Origin of the sequence: Streptomyces sp. NPDC052773, from assembly GCF_044547145.1 — a bacterium.
Taxonomy (GTDB): Bacteria; Actinomycetota; Actinomycetes; order Streptomycetales; family Streptomycetaceae; genus Streptomyces.
This window is the reverse complement of sequence record NZ_JBITZX010000006.1, coordinates 1-18,256: the sequence shown is the minus strand read 5'-3', so window position 1 is coordinate 18,256 and position 18,256 is coordinate 1. Positions and strand designations below refer to the sequence as shown.

The following is an 18,256-nucleotide window of genomic DNA, read 5'->3' as shown; positions in this document are numbered from 1 at the left end:
ACCGCCTTTACCGACGCGTAGTCGGCGCGACGGCACCCGCGGACCCCCACCCCCGCATGCGCCCCCCACCCCCCGGGGTCCATCCTGAAGACAACAGCACCACGCACGCCCAGGACCCCGACGGCCCCGACAGACCCCCGCCGCCGTCCTCCGCGAAGCCCACCCCCACCCCGGAGCCCGCGGAGCCCCACATGACTGCGCCCCACCCCACCGGCACCCCCGACCTCTTCTCCCTCTCCGAGATCCAAGGCCCCGTCCTGCGCCCCACGGACAACGGCTACGCCGCCGAACTCGCCGGCTTCAACCTGGCCGTCCGGCACAGCCCTGAGGTGGTCGTAGGGGCCACCGGCACCGGCGACATCGTCGCCGCGATGCGCTGGGCCGCCGCGACCCGCACCCCCGTCGCCGTCCAGGCCACCGGCCACGGCGCCAACTCACCCGTCGACAGCGGCCTGTTGATCAACACGGCCCGCCTGACGGACGTACACGTCGACGAGACGACCCGCACGGCGACGATCGCCCCGGGCGCCAAGTGGAGGAACGTCCTGGAGGCCGCCGCCCCGCACGGCCTCGCCGCCCTCACCGGCACCTCCACCGACGCGGGCGCGGTCGGCTACACGGTCGGCGGCGGCCTCCCCGTCCTCGGCCGGGCCTACGGCTACGCCGCCGACCTGGTCCGCTCCTTGCAGGTCGTCACGGCGGACGGCATCCTCCGCACGGCGAGCCCGGAGGAGGAACCGGAACTGTTCTGGGCGCTGCGCGGCGGCAAGGGCAACGTGGGCGTGGTGACCCAGATGGTCACCGAGCTGCTGCCCCTCTCCCACATCCTCGGCGGCGGCATCTACTGCCCCGGCGAACACGCCGAGCCCCTGCTGCGCGCCTGGGTCGACTGGACCACCACGGTCCCGGACGAGATGTGCAGCGCGTACACCGTGCTGCGTCTGCCCCCGCTCCCGGACATCCCGGAGCCCCTGCGGGGCGGCTTCTGGGCACGCGTGGCGATCGCCTGGCCGGGAGCCCCGGAGGAGGGCGAACGGCTCATCGCGCCGCTGCGCGCGGCGGCCCCGGTGACGGTCGACACGGTCTCCGTCATCCCGTACACGGAGATCGACGCCGTCCACATGGAGCCGGCGATGCCGCTCCCGGCCCGCGAGTCCTGCGCCCTGCTGCACGCGATGACCGACGACGCGATCACCACGTTCCTCCAGGCCTGCGGCCCGGCGGCACCCCCGGACTACCCGCTGCTGATGGTGGAGCTACGGCACATGGGCGGCGCGCTGGCCCGCCCCTCGGCGTTCGAGGACGCGATCTGCGCCCGCGACTCCGACTTCTTCCTGGAGACCGTGGGCGTCCTGATCAGCCCGGAGGCGGCGGAGGCCGTCGAATCGGCCACCGCCGCGATCCAGTCCGCGATGGCCCCGTACGGCACCGGACACACCATGGTCAACATCCACGGCACACCGGGCGACGAGGCCGACCGCGCCCGCGCCTGGACCCCGGAGGTCTACGACCGCCTCCGCCGGGCGAAGACGACGTACGACCCCCACGACCTGCTCCGCTTCGGCCACGCGATCAACATCCTCACGCGCGGCTAGGGGGTCCCGGGCTACGTCGTCGTACGACGCCTGCGCGCCCCCGGACGCCGCTCGCTCGGCCGCGTCACCGGGTCGCCGGCCTCCAGCGCCGCCAGCCGGCGCTTCATGCCGAAGTCGGCCAGCGCCTCCGCCAGCTTGTGCACGGACGGCTCGGGCGCCATCACGTCGACCCGCAGGCCGTGCTCCTCGGCGGTCTTCGCCGTGGCGGGGCCGATGCAGGCGATCACGGTGACGTTGTGCGGCTTGCCGGCGATGCCGACGAGGTTCCGCACGGTCGACGACGAGGTGAACAGCACGGCGTCGAAGCCACCGCCCTTGATCGCCTCGCGGGTCTCGGCCGGCGGCGGCGAGGCGCGCACGGTCCGGTAGGCGGTGACGTCGTCGACCTCCCAGCCCAGCTCGATGAGGCCGGCGACCAGGGTCTCGGTGGCGATGTCGGCGCGCGGCAGGAAGACGCGGTCGATCGGGTCGAAGACGGGGTCGTACGGCGGCCAGTCCTCCAGCAGCCCGGCCGCGGACTGCTCGCCGCTGGGCACCAGGTCGGGCTTCACGCCGAAGGCGATCAGCGCCTTTGCGGTCTGCTCGCCCACCGCGGCGACCTTGATCCCGGCGAAGGCGCGGGCGTCGAGGCCGTACTCCTCGAACTTCTCACGGACGGCCCTGACCGCGTTGACCGAGGTGAAGGCGATCCACTCGTAGCGGCCGGTGACCAGGCCCTTGACCGCGCGCTCCATCTGCTGGGGCGTGCGCGGCGGCTCGACGGCGATGGTCGGCACCTCGTGCGGCACGGCACCGTAGGACCGCAGCTGGTCGGAGAGCGACGCCGCCTGCTCCTTCGTACGCGGCACGAGCACCTTCCAGCCGAACAGCGGCTTGGACTCGAACCACGACAGCTGGTCGCGCCGGGCGGCGGCGGAACGCTCACCGACCACGGCTATCACCGGCTGCCCGCCCTCGGGCGAGGGCAGCACCTTGGCCTGCTTCAGCGTCTGGGCGATGGTGCCGAGGGTGGCCGTCCAGGTCCGCTGCCGGGTGGTCGTCCCGGCGACGGTGACGGTCATCGGGGTGTCCGGCTTGCGGCCGGCGGCGACCAGTTCCCCCGCGGCCGCCGCCACGGAGTCGAGCGTCGTCGACACGACGACCGTCCCGTCCGACGCCCCGACCTCCGTCCAGCACCGGTCGGACGCCGTGCGCGCGTCGACGAACCGCACGTCGGCGCCCTCGGCGTCGCGCAGCGGCACACCGGCGTACGCGGGCACGCCGACGGCGGCGGCGACACCGGGCACGACCTCGAAGGGCACCCCGGCGGCGGCGCAGGCGAGCATCTCCTCGGCGGCGTACGCGTCGAGTCCGGGGTCGCCGGACACCGCACGCACGACCCGCCTGCCGCCCCGCGCGGCCTCCATGACAAGATGTGCGGCATCCCGTTCTGCGGGGGCCGCAACGGTTGTTGACGTGCCGTCAACAACCGTCAGCTGAGGCGTGCCTGTGCCCGGATGCCGGTCCGAGGAAGGATCCGGGTCCGTGTTCACCACGGCGACGCCCGGCTTGGCGTGGACGCGCACGACGTCGAGCACCTGGTGCTCGGCGACGAGGACGTCCGCGTTCGCCAGCGCCTCGACGGCGCGCAGTGTCAGCAGTCCCGGATCTCCGGGTCCGGCACCCAGGAAGGTGACGTGCCCGTGTTCCGGACCGGCGGGAAGGGTGGTGGGGCTCACTGTGCTCGCTCCCCCATCAGACCGGCCGCGCCCTGGGCGAGCATCTCGGCGGCGAGTTCGCGGCCGAGCGCCACTGCCTGGTCGTGCGTCTGGGGCACGGGACCGGTGGTGGACAGCTGCACCAGCGTGGAACCGTCGGTCGTGCCGACGACGCCGCGCAGGCGCATTTCCTTGACAATCTGCCCGTCGGCCTGGGGGTCCCCCCGCTCGAGCGGAGCCGAGAGTGGGGGAAGGTCGGCCAGCGCGCCCACGGGGGCGCTGCAACCGGCCTCCAGGGCGGCGAGCAGTGACCGCTCGGCGGTGACGGCGGCCCGGGTGAAGGGGTCGTCGAGCTCGCCGAGCGCGGCGATCAGGTCCGCGTTGTCCGCGGTGCACTCGATCGCCAGGGCCCCCTGGCCGGGGGCGGGCAAAACAGTGTCGACCGACAGGAAGTCGGTCACTTCCTCGCTGCGGCCGATCCGGTTCAGTCCGGCGGCGGCCAGGACCACGGCATCCAGCTCACCGTTTCGGACGTATCCGATCCGGGTGTCGACGTTGCCGCGGATCGCCACGCACTCGATGTCGAGTCCGTGGGCGCGGGCGTACGCGTTCAGCTGCGCCATGCGGCGCGGCGAACCGGTGCCGATGCGCGCGCCGCGCGGCAGGTCGGTGAGCTTCAGCGCGTCCTTGGCGACGATCACGTCGCGCGGGTCCTCGCGCACCGGCACGGCCGCCAGCACCAGCTCCTCGGGCTGCGCGGTCGGCAGGTCCTTCAGCGAGTGCACCGCGAAGTCCACCTCGCCCCGCAGCAGCGCGTCGCGCAGCGCGGTCACGAACACACCCGTGCCGCCGATCTGCGCCAGCGCCTCCCGGGAGACATCGCCGTACGTGGTGATCTCCACCAGCTCGACGGGCCGGCCGGTGACCTGGCGGACGGCCTCCGCCACCTGCCCGGACTGGGCCATGGCGAGCTTGCTCCGCCTGGTCCCCAGCCTCAGCGCCTTCTCACTCATCGTGGCCCTCGGTTCTTCTCGGTGCTGTCCTCGGCGCGGGAGACGGAGGCCACCGTCTCCGGGTCGAGGTCGAACAGGGTGCGCAGCGCGTCCGCGTACCCGGCGCCACCGGGCTCGGCCGCGAGCTGCTTGACCCGCACGGTCGGGGCGTGCAGCAGCTTGTCGACGACCCGGTGCACGGTCTGCCGGATCTCGCCGCGCTGCTTGTCGTCCAGGCCGGGCAGCCGGCCGTCGAGCCGGGCGATCTCCGCGGCGACGACGTCGGCGGCCATCGTGCGCAGCGCGACGACGGTCGGCGTGATGTGCGCGGCCCGCAGCGCCGCGCCGAAGGCCGCCACCTCGTCGGAAACGATACGGCGGACCTGGTCGACGTCGGCCGCCATCGGCGCGTCGGCGGAGGCCTCCGCCAGCGACTCGATGTCGACCAGGCGCACTCCGGCGAGCCGGTGCACGGCGGCGTCGATGTCGCGGGGCATGGCGAGGTCGAGCAGGAAGAGCACGGGCTCGGGGCGCTCGGCGGCCACGGGTTCGGGCTTGCGCCGCTCCGGGATCCGGCCGACGGCGGAGGCGGTCGCGGCAAGCGCGCCGATCAGCTCCGCGTCCGCCTCGGGCCCGCGCCGAGCGGTCTCCCGGCGGCCGGTGGTGCCGCCCACGACCCAGGCGGCGTGCTGCTCCAGCGTCGCCGCGTCCATCCCTGCCACGGCGGCCTCGCCCATCACGGAGAACCCGGGTGCCGCGGACAGGTCCAGCGGGCAGCCGTCCTCGGTGCCGACACTGGTGGGCGGCAGCGGCGTGGGCCGTACGTCCGTCTTCCCGTCCGCCGTCTTCGCGTCCGCCTGGTCCGTCGTACGGCGATCGGCGGCGGCCTCGGTGACCGGCTCGCCGGTACGGCCGCGCACCGCGGCGGCGACCGACTCGGCGCCGAGCACCAGACCGGTCGCGCCGGTGCAGGAGACGGCGATGTCGGCACGTGTCAGCTCGTCCGGCACCGCGTCCATCGGTACCGCGCGGGCCCGCACGTCCGTGTCCTCGCCCTCGGTGAGGATCTGGGCCAGGCGCTCGGCGCGCTCCTGGGTGCGGTTGGCGACGACGACCTCGGCGACCCCGGCGCGCGCGAGCGTCGCGGCGGCCAGCGAGGACATCGAACCGGCGCCGATGACCAGCGCCTTCTTGCCGCGCGCCCAGTCCTCGACCGGCGTGCCGAGGGCCAGCTGCTCCAGGCCGAAGGTGACCAGGGACTGCCCGGCGCGGTCGATGCCGGTCTCGGAGTGCGCGCGCTTGCCGACCCGGAGGGCCTGCTGGAACAGGTCGTTGATCAGCCGCCCGGCGGTGTGCAGCTCCTGGGCGCGGGCCAGGGAGTCCTTGATCTGGCCGAGGATCTGGCCCTCGCCGACGACCATGGAGTCCAGTCCGCAGGCCACCGAGAACAGGTGGTGGACGGCCCGGTCCTCGTAGTGCACATAGAGATAGGGAGTGAGCTCGTCGAGTCCGACCCCGCTGTGCTGGGCGAGCAGCGTGGACAGCTCGGCGACACCGGCGTGGAACTTGTCCACGTCGGCGTACAGCTCGATGCGGTTGCAGGTGGCCAGCACGGCGGCCTCGCCGGCCGGTTCGGCGGCGACGGTGTCCTGCGCCAGCTTGATCTGCGCGTCCGCGCTCAGCGCCGCCCGCTCCAGCACGCTGACCGGGGCGCTGCGGTGGCTCAGTCCGACGACGAGGAGGCTCATGCCGGCATCACGGCGGGCATGTCCCCGTCGGGTCCCTGGTCGGCGGAGTCGCCGCGGTTCGCGGCGGCCGGTACGGCGGACTCGCCCGCGGCCTCCTCGCCGGCCTTGCGCTGCTCGTGGAAGGCGAGGATCTGGAGTTCGATCGAGAGGTCGACCTTGCGCACGTCGACGCCGTCCGGGACCGACAGCACGGTCGGCGCGAAGTTCAGGATGGAGGTGACCCCGGCGGCCACGAGCCGGTCGCAGACCTGCTGGGCGGCGCCGGCGGGGGTGGCGATGACACCGATGGACACGCCGTTGTCCTGGATGATCTTCTCCAGGTCGTCGGTGTGCTGCACGGGGATCCCGGCGACGGCCTTCCCGGTCAGCTGGGGATCGGCGTCGATCAGCGCGGCCACCCGGAAGCCGCGGGAGGCGAACCCGCCGTAGTTGGCGAGCGCGGCGCCGAGGTTACCGATACCGACGATCACAACCGGCCAGTCCTGGGTGAGGCCGAGTTCACGGGAGATCTGGTACACGAGATACTCGACGTCGTAGCCCACGCCACGCGTCCCGTAGGAGCCCAGGTACGAGAAGTCCTTGCGCAGCTTCGCGGAGTTGACCCCCGCCGCGGCCGCCAGCTCCTCGGAGGAGACGGTCGGCACCGAGCGCTCGGAGAGCGCGGTCAGGGCGCGGAGGTACAGCGGAAGCCGGGCGACGGTGGCCTCGGGAATCCCTCGGCTACGGGTCGCCGGTCGGTGAGTTCGGCCAGTTGCCACGGTGCTCCTGCGGGTAGAGCGGGGCTGCAGGCGGTCATACGTCCCCAGACCGCCCCGTCGACAGCAGGCTATGTCTTTGTGAACGCGTGCACAAAGATGGTGTCCGATTTGCCCGGCCAACGTGACGGGGGTCACGACCGATTACCTTCCTCACGATCCACGCCCCCGAGACCCTGACAGCCATCGATCCTAAGCCGTGAGCGCCTTGCGGAGCCGTTCCTCGTTCACGCGCCAGAAGGTGTGCTGCTCCCCGTCGACGAGCACGACCGGGATCTGCTCCCAGTAGCGATCGTGCAGGTCAGCGTCCTGTGTGATGTCCTTCTGCTCCCAGGGGACGCCCAGTTCCCCGCAGACCCGCTCGATGACGATCTGTGCGTCATCACACAGATGGCAGCCGGGTTTGCGGATGAGCGTGACGAGACGGTCCTCGGGAGCGGTCGCGGGCCTGCGCCGGAAGATGGGACTCATACCGGCCATTCTCCCGCCCCCCGGCCCGCGCGACGGCCCGGTCGCACAGAGTTCACCGGCCTCCCGCCCCGGCCGGACAGAACCTCCGAACAAACTGGCTATGCTCACGCCATGGCCGCTCTCGGATGGCTCACCCGCCGTAGGCGCTCCGCCACGGCGCGCAGCGTATTGGCAGGCGAGGCCTCGGCTGAGGCCGCGCGCAAGTCCGCGGAGCCCGCCGGGGCCTCCGGCGGGGAACCGCAGTTCCCGGTGCCCGGCGACGAGAAGGCCGCCGCCTTCTTCGACCTGGACAACACCGTGATGCAGGGCGCCGCCCTGTTCCACTTCGGGCGGGGCCTGTACAAGCGCAAGTTCTTCGAGACCCGCGACCTGGCCCGGTTCGCCTGGCAGCAGGCCTGGTTCCGGCTGGCCGGCGTCGAGGACCCCGAGCACATGCAGGACGCCCGCGACTCGGCGCTGTCCATCGTGAAAGGCCACCGCGTCGCGGAACTCCGCTCGATCGGCGAGGAGATCTACGACGAGTACATGGCCGAGCGGATCTGGCCGGGCACCCGGGCGCTGGCCCAGGCCCACCTGGACGCCGGCCAGCGAGTGTGGCTGGTGACGGCCGCGCCCGTGGAGATCGCCCAGGTGATCGCCCGCCGCCTCGGTCTGACCGGCGCGCTGGGCACGGTCGCGGAGTCCGTCGACGGCGTCTACACCGGCAAGCTCGTCGGCGAGCCCCTGCACGGCCCCGCGAAGGCCGAGGCGGTCCGCGCCCTGGCCGCCGCGGAGGGCCTGGACCTGTCCCGCTGCGCCGCGTACTCCGACTCGCACAACGACATCCCCATGCTGTCGCTGGTCGGCCACCCCTACGCGATCAACCCGGACAGCAAGCTGCGCAAGCACGCCCGCCGGATGGACTGGCGCCTGCGCGACTACCGCACCGGCCGCAAGGCCGCCAAGGTCGGCATCCCGGCCGCCGCGGGCGTCGGCGCGGTCGCGGGCGGCACGGCCGCGGCCATCGCCATGCACCGCCGCCGCCGCTGACCCCACCCGACACGCCGGAACGCGCGGCCAATCCACCAGTCGTACCCACCCGGACGCCCGGCCAGTCACGCCTGCCCGCACCCGGCCACAACATGCCTCGGACCCACCCGGAACCCGAACCTTTCCGATCAACAACTTGTCATTATCCGGAACTTGATGAGGCGTCAATCGGCTACAGAAGCGACGTAATCGATGATTTGAGCAACTGGGTGTAGCAGCGCCTGCACGAAGCGTTATTCTCCTCAGACGCAAACCGGTACCCCTCCGTCGCTACGACGGGTGAAAGGTTCCGCACTGCACGTGATGGAAGCTCTGCCTCTGGGAGTCTCGTGTACCCACACGTCGGGGTTGACGCCTCGGGCCTGGCTACGCTGCGCGCAACGGTCCACCAACTGTTGCGCGACTTCGTCCCCACCGCGTACGCCGTCCCCGCCTTCGCCTCCGCCGCGCCCGCAGGCCCGTGCTACGCACTGGCCGACGGCGGCGCCGCGGTCGGCAGACGAGGACGTAACACCGGCGCCGCCACCGCGCGCCGCCCGGCCGCCGACAGCGACAGCGCCCGGATGATGGACCTCGTGGAGCGCGCCCAGGCCGGCGAGGCCGAAGCCTTCGGCCGCCTCTACGACCAGTACAGCGACACCGTCTACCGGTACATCTATTACCGAGTGGGAGGCAAGGCCACCGCCGAGGACCTCACGAGCGAGACCTTTCTGCGCGCCCTGCGCCGCATCGGCACCTTCACCTGGCAGGGCCGCGACTTCGGCGCCTGGCTGGTCACCATTGCCCGCAACCTGGTCGCCGACCACTTCAAGTCGAGCCGTTTCCGCCTCGAGGTGACCACCGGCGAAATGCTCGACGCCAACGAGGTCGAGCGCTCCCCCGAGGAGTCCGTCCTCGAGTCCCTCTCCAACGCCGCCCTCCTCGACGCCGTACGGCGGCTCAACCCCCAGCAGCAGGAGTGCGTGACGCTCCGCTTCCTCCAGGGCCTCTCGGTCGCCGAGACCGCCCGTGTCATGGGCAAGAACGAGGGCGCCATCAAGACCCTCCAGTACCGGGCCGTCCGCACCCTCGCCCGGCTCCTCCCGGACGACGCCCGCTGAGCGCGCCGCCGCGGCACCCCGCAGGCGCGCACTCTGCGCTGCCGCCAACTCACCGTCGGTGAAAGCACGTTGACTTCGCGGTCCGCTCATCCGCCGTCCGTAACCCAAGTACCGCGCCGCTCGTTGTGCGGGGTGCAGGCTCCCTGTGGTCACTCCCCGGCCGTCTTCGCTCGCTCGTTCGTGTGGATCCGGCCGTGGTGTGCAACCCTCAGGACCCCCTGGGGAGTCGACCGTCATGACGAGAGGAGGTGCCGCCAGTGATCGCGAACGTATCGGCGCACCGGCGGGCGAACGCCTTCGCCCAGGCTCTGGAGGAGCAGTCCGACCGTGACACGGCGGACGAGCAGTCCGAGGCATCGGCACCGGATGCCGCGGAACCCACCGAACAGAGCCGCCTGTTGGCCCTCGCGACCGGTCTCGGCGAGCTACCCAAACCGGAGCTGGACCCCGAGGTCAAGGTCGTCCAGCGGGCCCAGTTGGTGGCCGCGATGGAGGCCATGCTGCAGGAGGGCGGCGAGGCGGACCCATCGGTGCCCGAACAGCGTCGCACCCGTGGCGCACACCGGGCGACCCCACTGGGAAAGTTCCGGCCGCGCACCCGGCTGGCCAAGGGCCTCACCGCCGGCGGCCTCAGTGTCGGAGTGGCCGCCGGGGCCTTCGGCGGAGTCGCCGCTGCCAGCTCGGACGCCCTGCCCGGTGACTCGCTCTACGGCCTCAAACGCGGCATCGAGGACTTCAAACTGGGCCTCGCCGACGAGGACGACGAGCGCGGCCGGATGTATCTCGACCAGGCCTCCACCCGCCTGAGCGAAGCCCGCCGACTGCTCGAGCGCGGCCGCGGCGGCCACCTCGACCACGAGTCCCTCGGCGAGATCCGCCGCGCCCTGTCCGGCATGCGCCACGACGCCTCGGAGGGCCACCGGCTGCTCAGCGCGGCCTTCGAGCGCGACCCCGACTCGCTGGCCCCCATCCAGGCGCTCTCCGCGTTCTCCCGCTCGCACCGCGAGGCCTGGGGCGCCCTGCGCGAGAGACTGCCGCTCCAGCTGGGCGACGTCAGTGAGCAGGTGTCGTCGGTCTTCGACGCCATAGACCAAGAGGTCGCCCCGCTCCAGTCCCTGCTCCCCCAGCCCCCCGCCCCGGGCGGCACCACGAGCGGCGGACAGCGGCGCCCGGACGCCGACGAGTCCACCGGTTCCTCCGGCACCGGCCACTCCTCGGTGCCCAGCACCGGCAGCGGCAGCGCCGACACCGGCCAGTCCGGCAGCGCCGGGCGGCCCAGCCAGTCGGCGGACTCCGGCAGCGACAGCGACGGCCTGCTCGGCGGCAACACCGGCGGCCTGCTCGACCCGCCGGAGAACACCGGCACGGCCTCCCCGTCCGAGACCAAGGCGCCGGCCCCCGAGCCCGACGTCACGGTCCCGCCCCTCCTCCCCGGCCTGCTGCCCGGCCTGGGAGTCGAGGCCGAGGACGCGGAGTAACGACCCCACGCAGGGCCGTACGACGACGGGGGCGCCCCCTCCCACCAGGGCGCCCCCGTCGTCGTACCAGCAAGATCAGAAGAAGACCGACCGCCGCTGCACCAGCAGCTTGTACAGCGTGTGCTGGATCTGCTCCCGCACCTGGTCCGTCAGGTTGAACATCAGCATCGGGTCCTCCGCCGCCTCCGGCGGATAACCGTCCGTGGGGATCGGCTCCCCGAACTGGATCGTCCACTTCGTCGGCAGCGGGATCGCGCCCAGCGGGCCCAGCCACGGGAAGGTCGGCGTGATCGGGAAGTACGGGAAGCCCAGCAGCCGCGCCAGGGTCTTGGCGTTGCCGATCATCGGGTAGATCTCCTCCGCCCCGACGATCGAGCAGGGGATGATCGGAGCGCCCTGCCGCAGCGCCGTCGAGACGAAACCGCCCCGGCCGAACCGCTGGAGCTTGTAGCGCTCGCTGAAGGGCTTGCCGATGCCCTTGAAGCCCTCCGGCATCACCCCGACCAGCTCGCCCTGCGACAGCAGCCGCTCGGCGTCCTCCGTGCACGCCAGGGTGTGCCCCAGCTTGCGGGCCAGCTCGTTGACCACCGGCAGCACGAACACCAGGTCCGCGGCGAGCAGCCGCAGATGCCGCCCCGCCGGGTGCTGGTCGTGCACGGCGACCTGCATCATCAGACCGTCCAGCGGCAGCGTCCCGGAGTGGTTCGCGACGATCAGCGCCCCGCCCTCCGCCGGGATGTTCTCGACGCCCTTCACCTCGACCCGGAAGTACTTCTCGTACACCGGCCGCAGCAGCGACATCAGGACCTGGTCGGTCAGCTCCTCGTCGTAGCCGAAGTCGTCGACCTCGTAGTCCCCGGTCAGCCGGCGGCGCAGAAACGCCAGCCCGCCCGCGATCCGCCGCTCCAGAGCACCCGCGGCCTCCCCGGGCCCCGGCGGCTGCTCCGCGCCGGTCACGGGCGCGTCCTCGGGCGCCGCGGCCCGCGTGGGCAGCGGCTGCACCTCACCGAGCTCGCCGGTCTCGCGGCCGGCCGCCTCGCGCGCCCGTGCCGGCTCCCCGCCCCCACGCCGGCCGGCCGCGCCCCGCCGCCGCGACGGCCGCTGTACGGCGCCCCCGCGGGACCGGTCGTCGTCGAAGGGAATGACCTTGGCATCCGCCATCGTTGCTGCGCTCCTCAGTTGGCGCTCTGCGTCGGGGACTGGCTCGGGGAGTGGCCCGGCGAGCGGGGCGGGCCCGGCTCGGCGGGCAGCGCGGCGGCGAGCCGGTCGACGGCGCCCGCCAGCGCCTCCGGCGGCAGCAGACCGGGGCCGTGGCCGCGGGCGAACTCCGCGAAGGTCTCGGCGGTGGTGTACCGCGGCCGGAAGCCCAGCGTCTCGCGCATCTGGGTGGTGTCCACCACCCGGCCGTGGGTGAGCAGCCGGATCTGCTCCGGCGAGAAGTCCGTCATGCCCAAGGTCCGCACCAGCGAACCGGCCCAGGTCACCGCGGGCAGCAGCAGCGGCATCGTGGGCCGCCCGAGCCGCCGCGAGCACTGGGACAGCAGCAGCACTCCGTCCCCGGCGATGTTGAAGGTGCCGCTGTTCAGGGTGCCCCGGGCCGGCTCGTGCGAGGCCAGCCGCAGCACCTCGATCACGTCGTCCTCGTGCACGAACTGCAGGCGTGGGTCGTAGCCGAACACGGTCGGCAGCACGGGCAGCGCGAAGTAGGAGGCGAGCGGCGAGTCGGCGCACGGGCCCAGGATGTTCGCGAACCGCAGCACGCACACGGCGACGTCCGGCCGCCGCCGGGCGAACCCCCGGACGTACCCCTCGACCTCGACCGTGTCCTTGGCGAAGCCCCCGCTGGGCAGCGACTTCGGCGGGGTGGTCTCGCTGAACACGGCCGGATCGCGCGGGGCCGACCCGTAGACGTTCGTGCTCGACTTCACCACCAGCCGCCGCACCGTCGGCGACTTCTGGCAGGCACCGAGCAGCTGCATCGTCCCGATGACGTTGGTCTCCTTGACCGTGGCCCGGCTGCCGCCGCCCAGCGCGGTGCCGGTGACGTCCATGTGCACCACGGTGTCGGCGCCCGACTCCGCGACCACCCGGGCGATCCCGGGCTGCCGGATGTCCGCCTGGACGAAGTCGGCCCCGCCCAGATGGTGCTCGGGCGGCACCGCGTCCACGGCGACGACCCGGTCCACCTCCGGATCACGCTGGATGCGCCGTACGAACCGGCCGGCCAGCTGGCGGGCCACTCCGGTGACGAGCACGACCTTGCCCAAGATCAGCGCCTTCCTTCGTACAGCCGTACGTCCTCTGCGTCCCTGCCCGTACCCTGCCGCGTTCCCCTCTCGCGGCCAACTTAGCGGGTCGGTGTCGCCCTGTGACGACCGCCTGACGCGTGACATGACGGAAAACGCGCGACGAACGCATGCGGCCCCCGACCGGACCCGGCGGGAAACGCATGCGGCCCCCCACCGAACCCGGTGGGGGGCCACAGACACACGCCTGCGCGCGTTGCCGATGCGTCGCCTTACTTCTTGTTACGACGCTGAACGCGCGTGCGCTTGAGCAGCTTGCGGTGCTTCTTCTTGGCCATCCGCTTGCGCCGCTTCTTGATAACAGAGCCCACGACTACCCTCGCTCACTTCTCATCACTCGGTGTTTGGGCGCCATGGGCCCACACGACCTACGAGGGGCTAGCCTACCCAACCGAGCGCTGAGGTCGTAATCGGGGTGACCGGGGAGATCGAAAATTGCCCTGTGCTGATCCCCCCGGACCGTCGTCAGGCGGATTCCACCCCCACGTAGCTGTCGCGAAGGTACTCGTGAACCGCGTTCTCCGGGACCCGGAAAGACCTCCCGACCCGGATCGCGGGCAGATGACCGCTGTGCACCAGCCGGTACACGGTCATCTTCGACACTCGCATCACCGCGGCGACCTCCGCCACGGTAAGGAACTGAACCTCGCTCAGAGGCCTCTCGCCAGCTGCCATGACACACCTGAACCTTCCGCACTCGACGGCCACCGGCTTCCCCTTCCGGTGACTCTTCGTCGCTGCGTGCTCACTCCCCAGACTAGGGGCGGGTGATGCAAGTGGGGAAGAGGTGCACCCATCGGCGGCCTACTGTGACAGACACGCTCGATTGAGTACGTAGCGGGTAAGCGGCCGGTAGTAATCAGACCGCACAGCGTCATCGACCGGAACGACGACGGCCACGCACCCCTCGGCCTGCCCCACGAAGAGCGCGGGGTCGTCGGTGTCAGCCAGCCCAATGGCCTCAAACCCCAGCTGACCTGCTCCGCAGACCCATCCGTGGTCCCCGATCACCAGCTCCGGAAGGGGCCCGCCGGCCTCCGCGGCGGCGGCCAGAGCGGTACGAACCGGGAGCGGGGAGTGGGTGTGCGCGCCGGTCGCACAACCGCGGCCGGAGGCGCCGGGTTCCCGCACCAGCGCGACTCCTCGTACGTAGTCGAGGTTGTGCGTGCGTAGACCGAACCGGGTCAATATGTCGACACAGCGACCCTTCGCCGGGGTGAGGACAGCACATCCCGCCGTCGACAGGGCGTCCGCCAAAGCGGCGTAGAACCCGAGGAGCCGATGCGGGTGCCCGGTCCCGAGGAGCACCGGCGCCCGCCGGCGCGCCGCGGCCCCGAGCCGCTCCGCGAAGGCGTCCAGCCCGGCAAGCGTCAGCTCCGGATCGATCAGATCCGGACCCGAAACGCACCTCATGTCTCCAGAAACGCCACACCTTTCAGCCATCAACCCCACCAAATCCGGCACACGCCATGCCCCCACCGGATCAACCCCGATCAGCACCCGGGGGTCCCGAGCCGCGAACAACCGATAACTCCGCAGACTCTCCTCGCGCCCCGTGGCCACCCGCCCGGCCAGCCCGGCCGCCACCAGATGCTCCCGCAGAACCCCGGCACTCACCATGCACCGATGCTGCCGGACGAAGCGTTCCTCCGCCCGCAAAACCAGGGAGCACCGCGCGGTTGGCGTAACTGGTCGACGGCTGCCCGCGGGGGCGGCTGGGCTCCGCCCGCGAGGCCTGACCGCGGGAGCCGCGGGGGCTCCGCGAGGGGGCCTGGTGGCGGGAGCCGCGCGCTCCGGCCGCAGGGCTGGGCCGCGCGGGCGGCGGCGCGCTCCCGCTCGCCCGCCAAAGGCGTCCTCACACCGGGCGCCCCGCAACCCCAACCCGTACGCCTACGCCTACGCCAACAACCCCCGCAACGGAAACACCGCCCGCCGCACCGCCAGCACCGCCTGGTCCAACCGATCCGCAGGGTCGTACCCGTCCTCCCACCCCCGGAAGGACACCGGCCACCGCCCATCGGTCATCCGCACCGGCCCCAGCTCCCGGGTCCGCGCGAACACCTCCTGCCGCCACCCCTCGGGAATCACCGTCTCCGGCGCGATCTCCCGCCCCGCCGCGATCCCCACCAGATGCGTCCACGACCGCGGCACCACGTCCGTCACGGCGTACCCGCCCCCGCCCAGCGCGACCCACCGCCCCTCGGCGTACTCGTGCGCCAGCCCGTGGCACACCATCTGCACCGCCCGCTGCGCGTCCAACGACACCGCCAGATGCGCCAGCGGATCCTCGAAGTGCGTATCCGCCCCGTGCTGCGTCACCAGCACCTGCGGCCGGAAATCCGCGATCAGCTCCGGCACCACCGCGTGAAACGCCCGCAGCCACCCCGCGTCCCCGGTGCCCGCCGGCAACGCCACATTCACCGCGGACCCCTCCCCGACTCCGCCCCCGGTCTCCTCCGGCCACCCGGTCTGCGGGAACAACGTCCGCGGATGCTCGTGCAGCGAGATCGTCAGAACCCGCGGATCCTCCCAGAACGCCGCCTGCACCCCGTCCCCGTGATGCACGTCGACATCCACGTACGCGACCCGCTCGGCCCCCAGCTCCAGCAACCGCGCGATCGCCAGCGACGCGTCGTTGTAGATGCAGAACCCCGCCGCCCCGCCCGGCATCGCGTGGTGCAGCCCGCCCGCGAAGTTCACCGCGTGCAGCGCGTCCCCCCGCCACACCGCCTCCGCCGCCCCCACGGACAACCCGGCGATCAGCGACGACACCTCGTGCATCCCGGCGAACGCCGGATCGTCCAGCGTCCCGATCCCGTACGCCCCGTCCGCCGCCCGGGGATCCGCCGAAGCCGCCTTCACCGCCTCGATGTAGTCCTCGCGATGGACGAGCCGCAGCGTCGACTCCCCGGCCGGCTTGGCGCCCACGACCTCCATCTCACGGTCGAGTCCGAACGCCGAGACCAGTCGCCGGGTCAGGGCCAGCCGGACCGGATCCATCGGATGCCCCGGCCCGAAGTCATACCCCGTTACTGCCTCGTCCCACATCAGCTGTGCGCGGCCGCTCATGCCCGCCACCGTATCGGTCCGGTTGAGCGGCGAACGACCGGGCGTACACCAGCGTCACCAGGACCAACACCATCGGCACAAGCATCGCCCCGCGATAACTCCACGCGTCCCCCAACGCCCCCACCAACGGCGAACCGATCAAAAACCCCACATAGTTGAATACATTCAACCGCGCGACCGCCGCATCCGACGCCCCCGGGAACAACCGCCCCGCCGCCGCGAACGTCTGCGGCACCAGCACACACAACCCCAGCCCCAGCAGCGTGAACCCGAGCATCCCCACCCACGCCCCGGGCGCCCCGGCCACCACCGCGAAACCGGCCGCCGCCACCAGCGCCCCACCCCGCACCACCGCCACGGCCCCGAACCGCCGCACCCCGAAGTCCCCGACGGCCCGTCCCAGCAGCGTGGTCACCATGTAGACGTTGTACGGAACCGTCGCCACCTGCTCGGAACTCCCCAGCACGTCCTGGAGGTACTTCGCACTCCAGTTGGCCACGGTCGAGTCCCCGATGTACGCGAAGGTCATCACCAGACACAACGGCAACAGCGCCTTGAACACGACACCGCCGCCCCCGTCCCCCTCCCCGCCGACCGGCGCCCGCCTCCCGTCGACGTACCACCGACTCCCCACCAGACACAGCGGCAACAACACCCCCACGACCGGCAGATACGACACGACCAGCGCCAGTTCCCAGTGCGCCCCCACCCACGCGAGCGAGGCACCGAGAATCCCGCCCAGGCTGTACGCGGCGTGAAACCCGAGCATGATGCTCCGCCCGTACGACCGCTGCAGACTCACCCCGAGCATGTTCATCGACGCGTCCAGCGCCCCCACGGCCAGCCCGAACACCCCGAGCGCCACGGCCAGCTCCGCCAGCCGCTCCCCCGCCCCCACCCCGAGCAGCGCCAGGAGCACGACGGGCTGGGACCACCGCAGCACCGCACTGACCGGTACGCGCCGCACCAGCCACTCGGTCGCCGCACTCCCGGCCCCGGCCAGCACCGGCACGGCCGCCAGGAACGCCGGCAGCAGCGCGTCCGAGACCCCGTACCGGTCCTGAATCGCCGGAATCCGCGTCACGAGCAACGCGAAGGCGACCCCCTGAGCGAAGAATCCGAACGCCAACGAAGCCCTGCCGCGCCGCAGCCCATCCGTCATGGCGGCGAGCGTAGGGCTCAGGCGTACGGCTGGGTATATCAGCCAAAGATGAATTTCCTTCAGCTAGTTGACCTCGACCTCAGCCGAGCAGCCCGACCAGCTCCCCCATGTCGGAGAACAACCCGGTCGCCCCCGCGAGCTTCGCGGCCGGCGTCATGGCGGTGAACCCGTAGACGTCCATCCCCGCGGCCACGGCCGCCTGGACCCCCAGCGGACTGTCCTCGACGACCACACACCGCTCCGGCGCGACCCCCATCCGCTCGGCCGCGTGAAGAAACAGATCCGGCGCCGGCTTCCCCCGCCCGACGTCCTGCGAACTGAAGATCCGCCCGTCGTCGAACCACCGCTCCAGCCCTGCCACCCGATGCCCGACCCGGATCCGCTCATGGCTCCCCGAGGAGGCCACACAGTACGGCACCCCGTCCGCGGCCAGCTTCTCCAGCACCTCGGCGACCCCGCTCACCGCCTTCAGCTCCCGCTCGAAGGCGGCGAACACCCGGGTGTGAAAGACGTCGTCGAAGTCCGCCGGCAGCCGCTGCCCGGTCCGCTCCAGGATCAGATCATGAATCCGGTGCATCGCGGACCCCATGTAGTCCCGTATGGAGTCCTCGTACGTCGTCGGGTGCCCCAGCTCGGTGAGATAGGCCGCCAGAAGCCGGTTGGAAATCGGCTCACTGTCGACGAGCACACCGTCGTTGTCGAAGATGACCAAGTCATAGCGCATGCGATAGACCCTAAACGCAGAAAAGCCCCGTGCCGAATGGCACGGGGCTTTTCTCAATAATTGTTCGGCGGCGTCCTACTCTCCCACAGGGTCCCCCCTGCAGTACCATCGGCGCTGTAAGGCTTAGCTT

Annotated in this window: 17 protein-coding genes; 4 read left to right on the top strand and 13 right to left on the bottom strand. The window is 71.9% G+C overall.

Translation table 11 applies throughout. The features are described from left to right. Positions 1–191 precede the first annotated feature (191 nt). Positions 192–1,595, top strand: a complete 1,404-nt coding sequence (locus ACIG0D_RS15100) for an FAD-binding oxidoreductase (protein WP_399800342.1) — start codon at positions 192–194, stop codon at positions 1,593–1,595. Positions 1,596–1,606: 11 nt separating this feature from the next. On the opposite strand, the gene ACIG0D_RS15095 is transcribed toward ACIG0D_RS15100, so the two are convergent. The 5 genes from ACIG0D_RS15095 to ACIG0D_RS15075 form a co-directional block, all read right to left on the bottom strand. After that, the gene (locus tag ACIG0D_RS15095; protein WP_399800339.1) at positions 1,607–3,313 is read right to left on the bottom strand and encodes a uroporphyrinogen-III synthase; all 1,707 of its coding nucleotides are present in this window, start codon (positions 3,311–3,313) and stop codon (positions 1,607–1,609) included. Beyond that, complete coding sequence (gene hemC / locus ACIG0D_RS15090; RefSeq protein WP_399800338.1) at positions 3,310–4,305, bottom strand: hydroxymethylbilane synthase; 996 nt, start codon at positions 4,303–4,305, stop codon at positions 3,310–3,312. The genes ACIG0D_RS15095 and hemC overlap by 4 nt, the downstream gene beginning before the upstream one ends. Further along, positions 4,302–6,032 (bottom strand): glutamyl-tRNA reductase, encoded by a 1,731-nt coding sequence (locus tag ACIG0D_RS15085; RefSeq protein WP_399800335.1) that lies wholly within the window; start codon positions 6,030–6,032, stop codon positions 4,302–4,304. Before ACIG0D_RS15085 ends, hemC begins: the two co-directional genes overlap by 4 nt. After that, positions 6,029–6,790, bottom strand: coding sequence for a redox-sensing transcriptional repressor Rex (locus ACIG0D_RS15080; RefSeq protein WP_399800332.1), 762 nt, complete (start codon positions 6,788–6,790; stop codon positions 6,029–6,031). The genes ACIG0D_RS15085 and ACIG0D_RS15080 overlap by 4 nt, the downstream gene beginning before the upstream one ends. A gap of 189 nt (positions 6,791–6,979) precedes the next feature. Further along, positions 6,980–7,267 (bottom strand): glutaredoxin family protein, encoded by a 288-nt coding sequence (locus tag ACIG0D_RS15075; RefSeq protein WP_365766206.1) that lies wholly within the window; start codon positions 7,265–7,267, stop codon positions 6,980–6,982. 102 nt (positions 7,268–7,369) lie between these two features. Here ACIG0D_RS15075 and ACIG0D_RS15070 point away from each other — a divergent pair, with 102 nt between their 5' ends. From ACIG0D_RS15070 to ACIG0D_RS15060, 3 genes are all read left to right on the top strand, one after another. Next, the gene (locus tag ACIG0D_RS15070) at positions 7,370–8,287 is read left to right on the top strand and encodes an HAD family hydrolase (protein ID WP_399800328.1); all 918 of its coding nucleotides are present in this window, start codon (positions 7,370–7,372) and stop codon (positions 8,285–8,287) included. A 329-nt stretch (positions 8,288–8,616) separates the two neighbouring features. Further along, positions 8,617–9,387, top strand: a complete 771-nt coding sequence (locus ACIG0D_RS15065; RefSeq protein WP_365766204.1) for an ECF subfamily RNA polymerase sigma factor, BldN family — start codon at positions 8,617–8,619, stop codon at positions 9,385–9,387. A 257-nt stretch (positions 9,388–9,644) separates the two neighbouring features. After that, positions 9,645–10,865: a DUF5667 domain-containing protein gene (locus ACIG0D_RS15060; protein ID WP_399800325.1), complete on the top strand. Its 1,221-nt coding sequence runs from the start codon at positions 9,645–9,647 to the stop codon at positions 10,863–10,865. 75 nt (positions 10,866–10,940) lie between these two features. On the opposite strand, the gene ACIG0D_RS15055 is transcribed toward ACIG0D_RS15060, so the two are convergent. From ACIG0D_RS15055 to ACIG0D_RS15020, 8 genes are all read right to left on the bottom strand, one after another. Then, entirely contained in the window at positions 10,941–12,026 is a 1,086-nt protein-coding gene (locus tag ACIG0D_RS15055) for a lysophospholipid acyltransferase family protein (RefSeq protein WP_399800322.1), read from the bottom strand. Positions 12,027–12,040: 14 nt separating this feature from the next. Next, positions 12,041–13,132: an NAD-dependent epimerase/dehydratase family protein gene (locus ACIG0D_RS15050; RefSeq protein ID WP_399800320.1), complete on the bottom strand. Its 1,092-nt coding sequence runs from the start codon at positions 13,130–13,132 to the stop codon at positions 12,041–12,043. A 251-nt stretch (positions 13,133–13,383) separates the two neighbouring features. After that, entirely contained in the window at positions 13,384–13,482 is a 99-nt protein-coding gene (locus ACIG0D_RS15045) for a 30S ribosomal protein bS22 (protein ID WP_003948845.1), read from the bottom strand. Between the two features lie 154 nt (positions 13,483–13,636). Further along, the gene (locus ACIG0D_RS15040) at positions 13,637–13,846 is read right to left on the bottom strand and encodes a helix-turn-helix domain-containing protein (RefSeq protein WP_166001181.1); all 210 of its coding nucleotides are present in this window, start codon (positions 13,844–13,846) and stop codon (positions 13,637–13,639) included. 129 nt (positions 13,847–13,975) lie between these two features. Further along, entirely contained in the window at positions 13,976–14,791 is an 816-nt protein-coding gene (locus ACIG0D_RS15035) for a phosphatase (RefSeq protein ID WP_399800317.1), read from the bottom strand. Positions 14,792–15,067: 276 nt separating this feature from the next. Beyond that, positions 15,068–16,240 (bottom strand): acetoin utilization protein AcuC, encoded by a 1,173-nt coding sequence (locus ACIG0D_RS15030; protein ID WP_399800314.1) that lies wholly within the window; start codon positions 16,238–16,240, stop codon positions 15,068–15,070. Beyond that, entirely contained in the window at positions 16,191–17,402 is a 1,212-nt protein-coding gene (locus tag ACIG0D_RS15025; protein ID WP_399800312.1) for an MFS transporter, read from the bottom strand. The genes ACIG0D_RS15030 and ACIG0D_RS15025 overlap by 50 nt, the downstream gene beginning before the upstream one ends. A 79-nt stretch (positions 17,403–17,481) precedes the next feature. Further along, positions 17,482–18,126: an HAD family hydrolase gene (locus tag ACIG0D_RS15020; RefSeq protein WP_399800309.1), complete on the bottom strand. Its 645-nt coding sequence runs from the start codon at positions 18,124–18,126 to the stop codon at positions 17,482–17,484. Positions 18,127–18,256 lie beyond the last annotated feature (130 nt).

Coding starts and splice junctions, on each gene's coding strand:
- ACIG0D_RS15075 (WP_365766206.1), bottom strand. CDS start 7,267: ATGGCCGGTATGAGTCCCATCTTCCGGCGCAGGCCCGCGACCGCTCCC.
- ACIG0D_RS15030 (WP_399800314.1), bottom strand. CDS start 16,240: ATGAGCGGCCGCGCACAGCTGATGTGGGACGAGGCAGTAACGGGGTAT.
- ACIG0D_RS15025 (WP_399800312.1), bottom strand. CDS start 17,402: ATGACGGATGGGCTGCGGCGCGGCAGGGCTTCGTTGGCGTTCGGATTC.
- ACIG0D_RS15070 (WP_399800328.1), top strand. CDS start 7,370: ATGGCCGCTCTCGGATGGCTCACCCGCCGTAGGCGCTCCGCCACGGCG.
- ACIG0D_RS15085 (WP_399800335.1), bottom strand. CDS start 6,032: ATGAGCCTCCTCGTCGTCGGACTGAGCCACCGCAGCGCCCCGGTCAGC.
- hemC (WP_399800338.1), bottom strand. CDS start 4,305: ATGAGTGAGAAGGCGCTGAGGCTGGGGACCAGGCGGAGCAAGCTCGCC.
- ACIG0D_RS15100 (WP_399800342.1), top strand. CDS start 192: ATGACTGCGCCCCACCCCACCGGCACCCCCGACCTCTTCTCCCTCTCC.
- ACIG0D_RS15020 (WP_399800309.1), bottom strand. CDS start 18,126: ATGCGCTATGACTTGGTCATCTTCGACAACGACGGTGTGCTCGTCGAC.
- ACIG0D_RS15035 (WP_399800317.1), bottom strand. CDS start 14,791: ATGGTGAGTGCCGGGGTTCTGCGGGAGCATCTGGTGGCGGCCGGGCTG.
- ACIG0D_RS15055 (WP_399800322.1), bottom strand. CDS start 12,026: ATGGCGGATGCCAAGGTCATTCCCTTCGACGACGACCGGTCCCGCGGG.
- ACIG0D_RS15040 (WP_166001181.1), bottom strand. CDS start 13,846: ATGGCAGCTGGCGAGAGGCCTCTGAGCGAGGTTCAGTTCCTTACCGTG.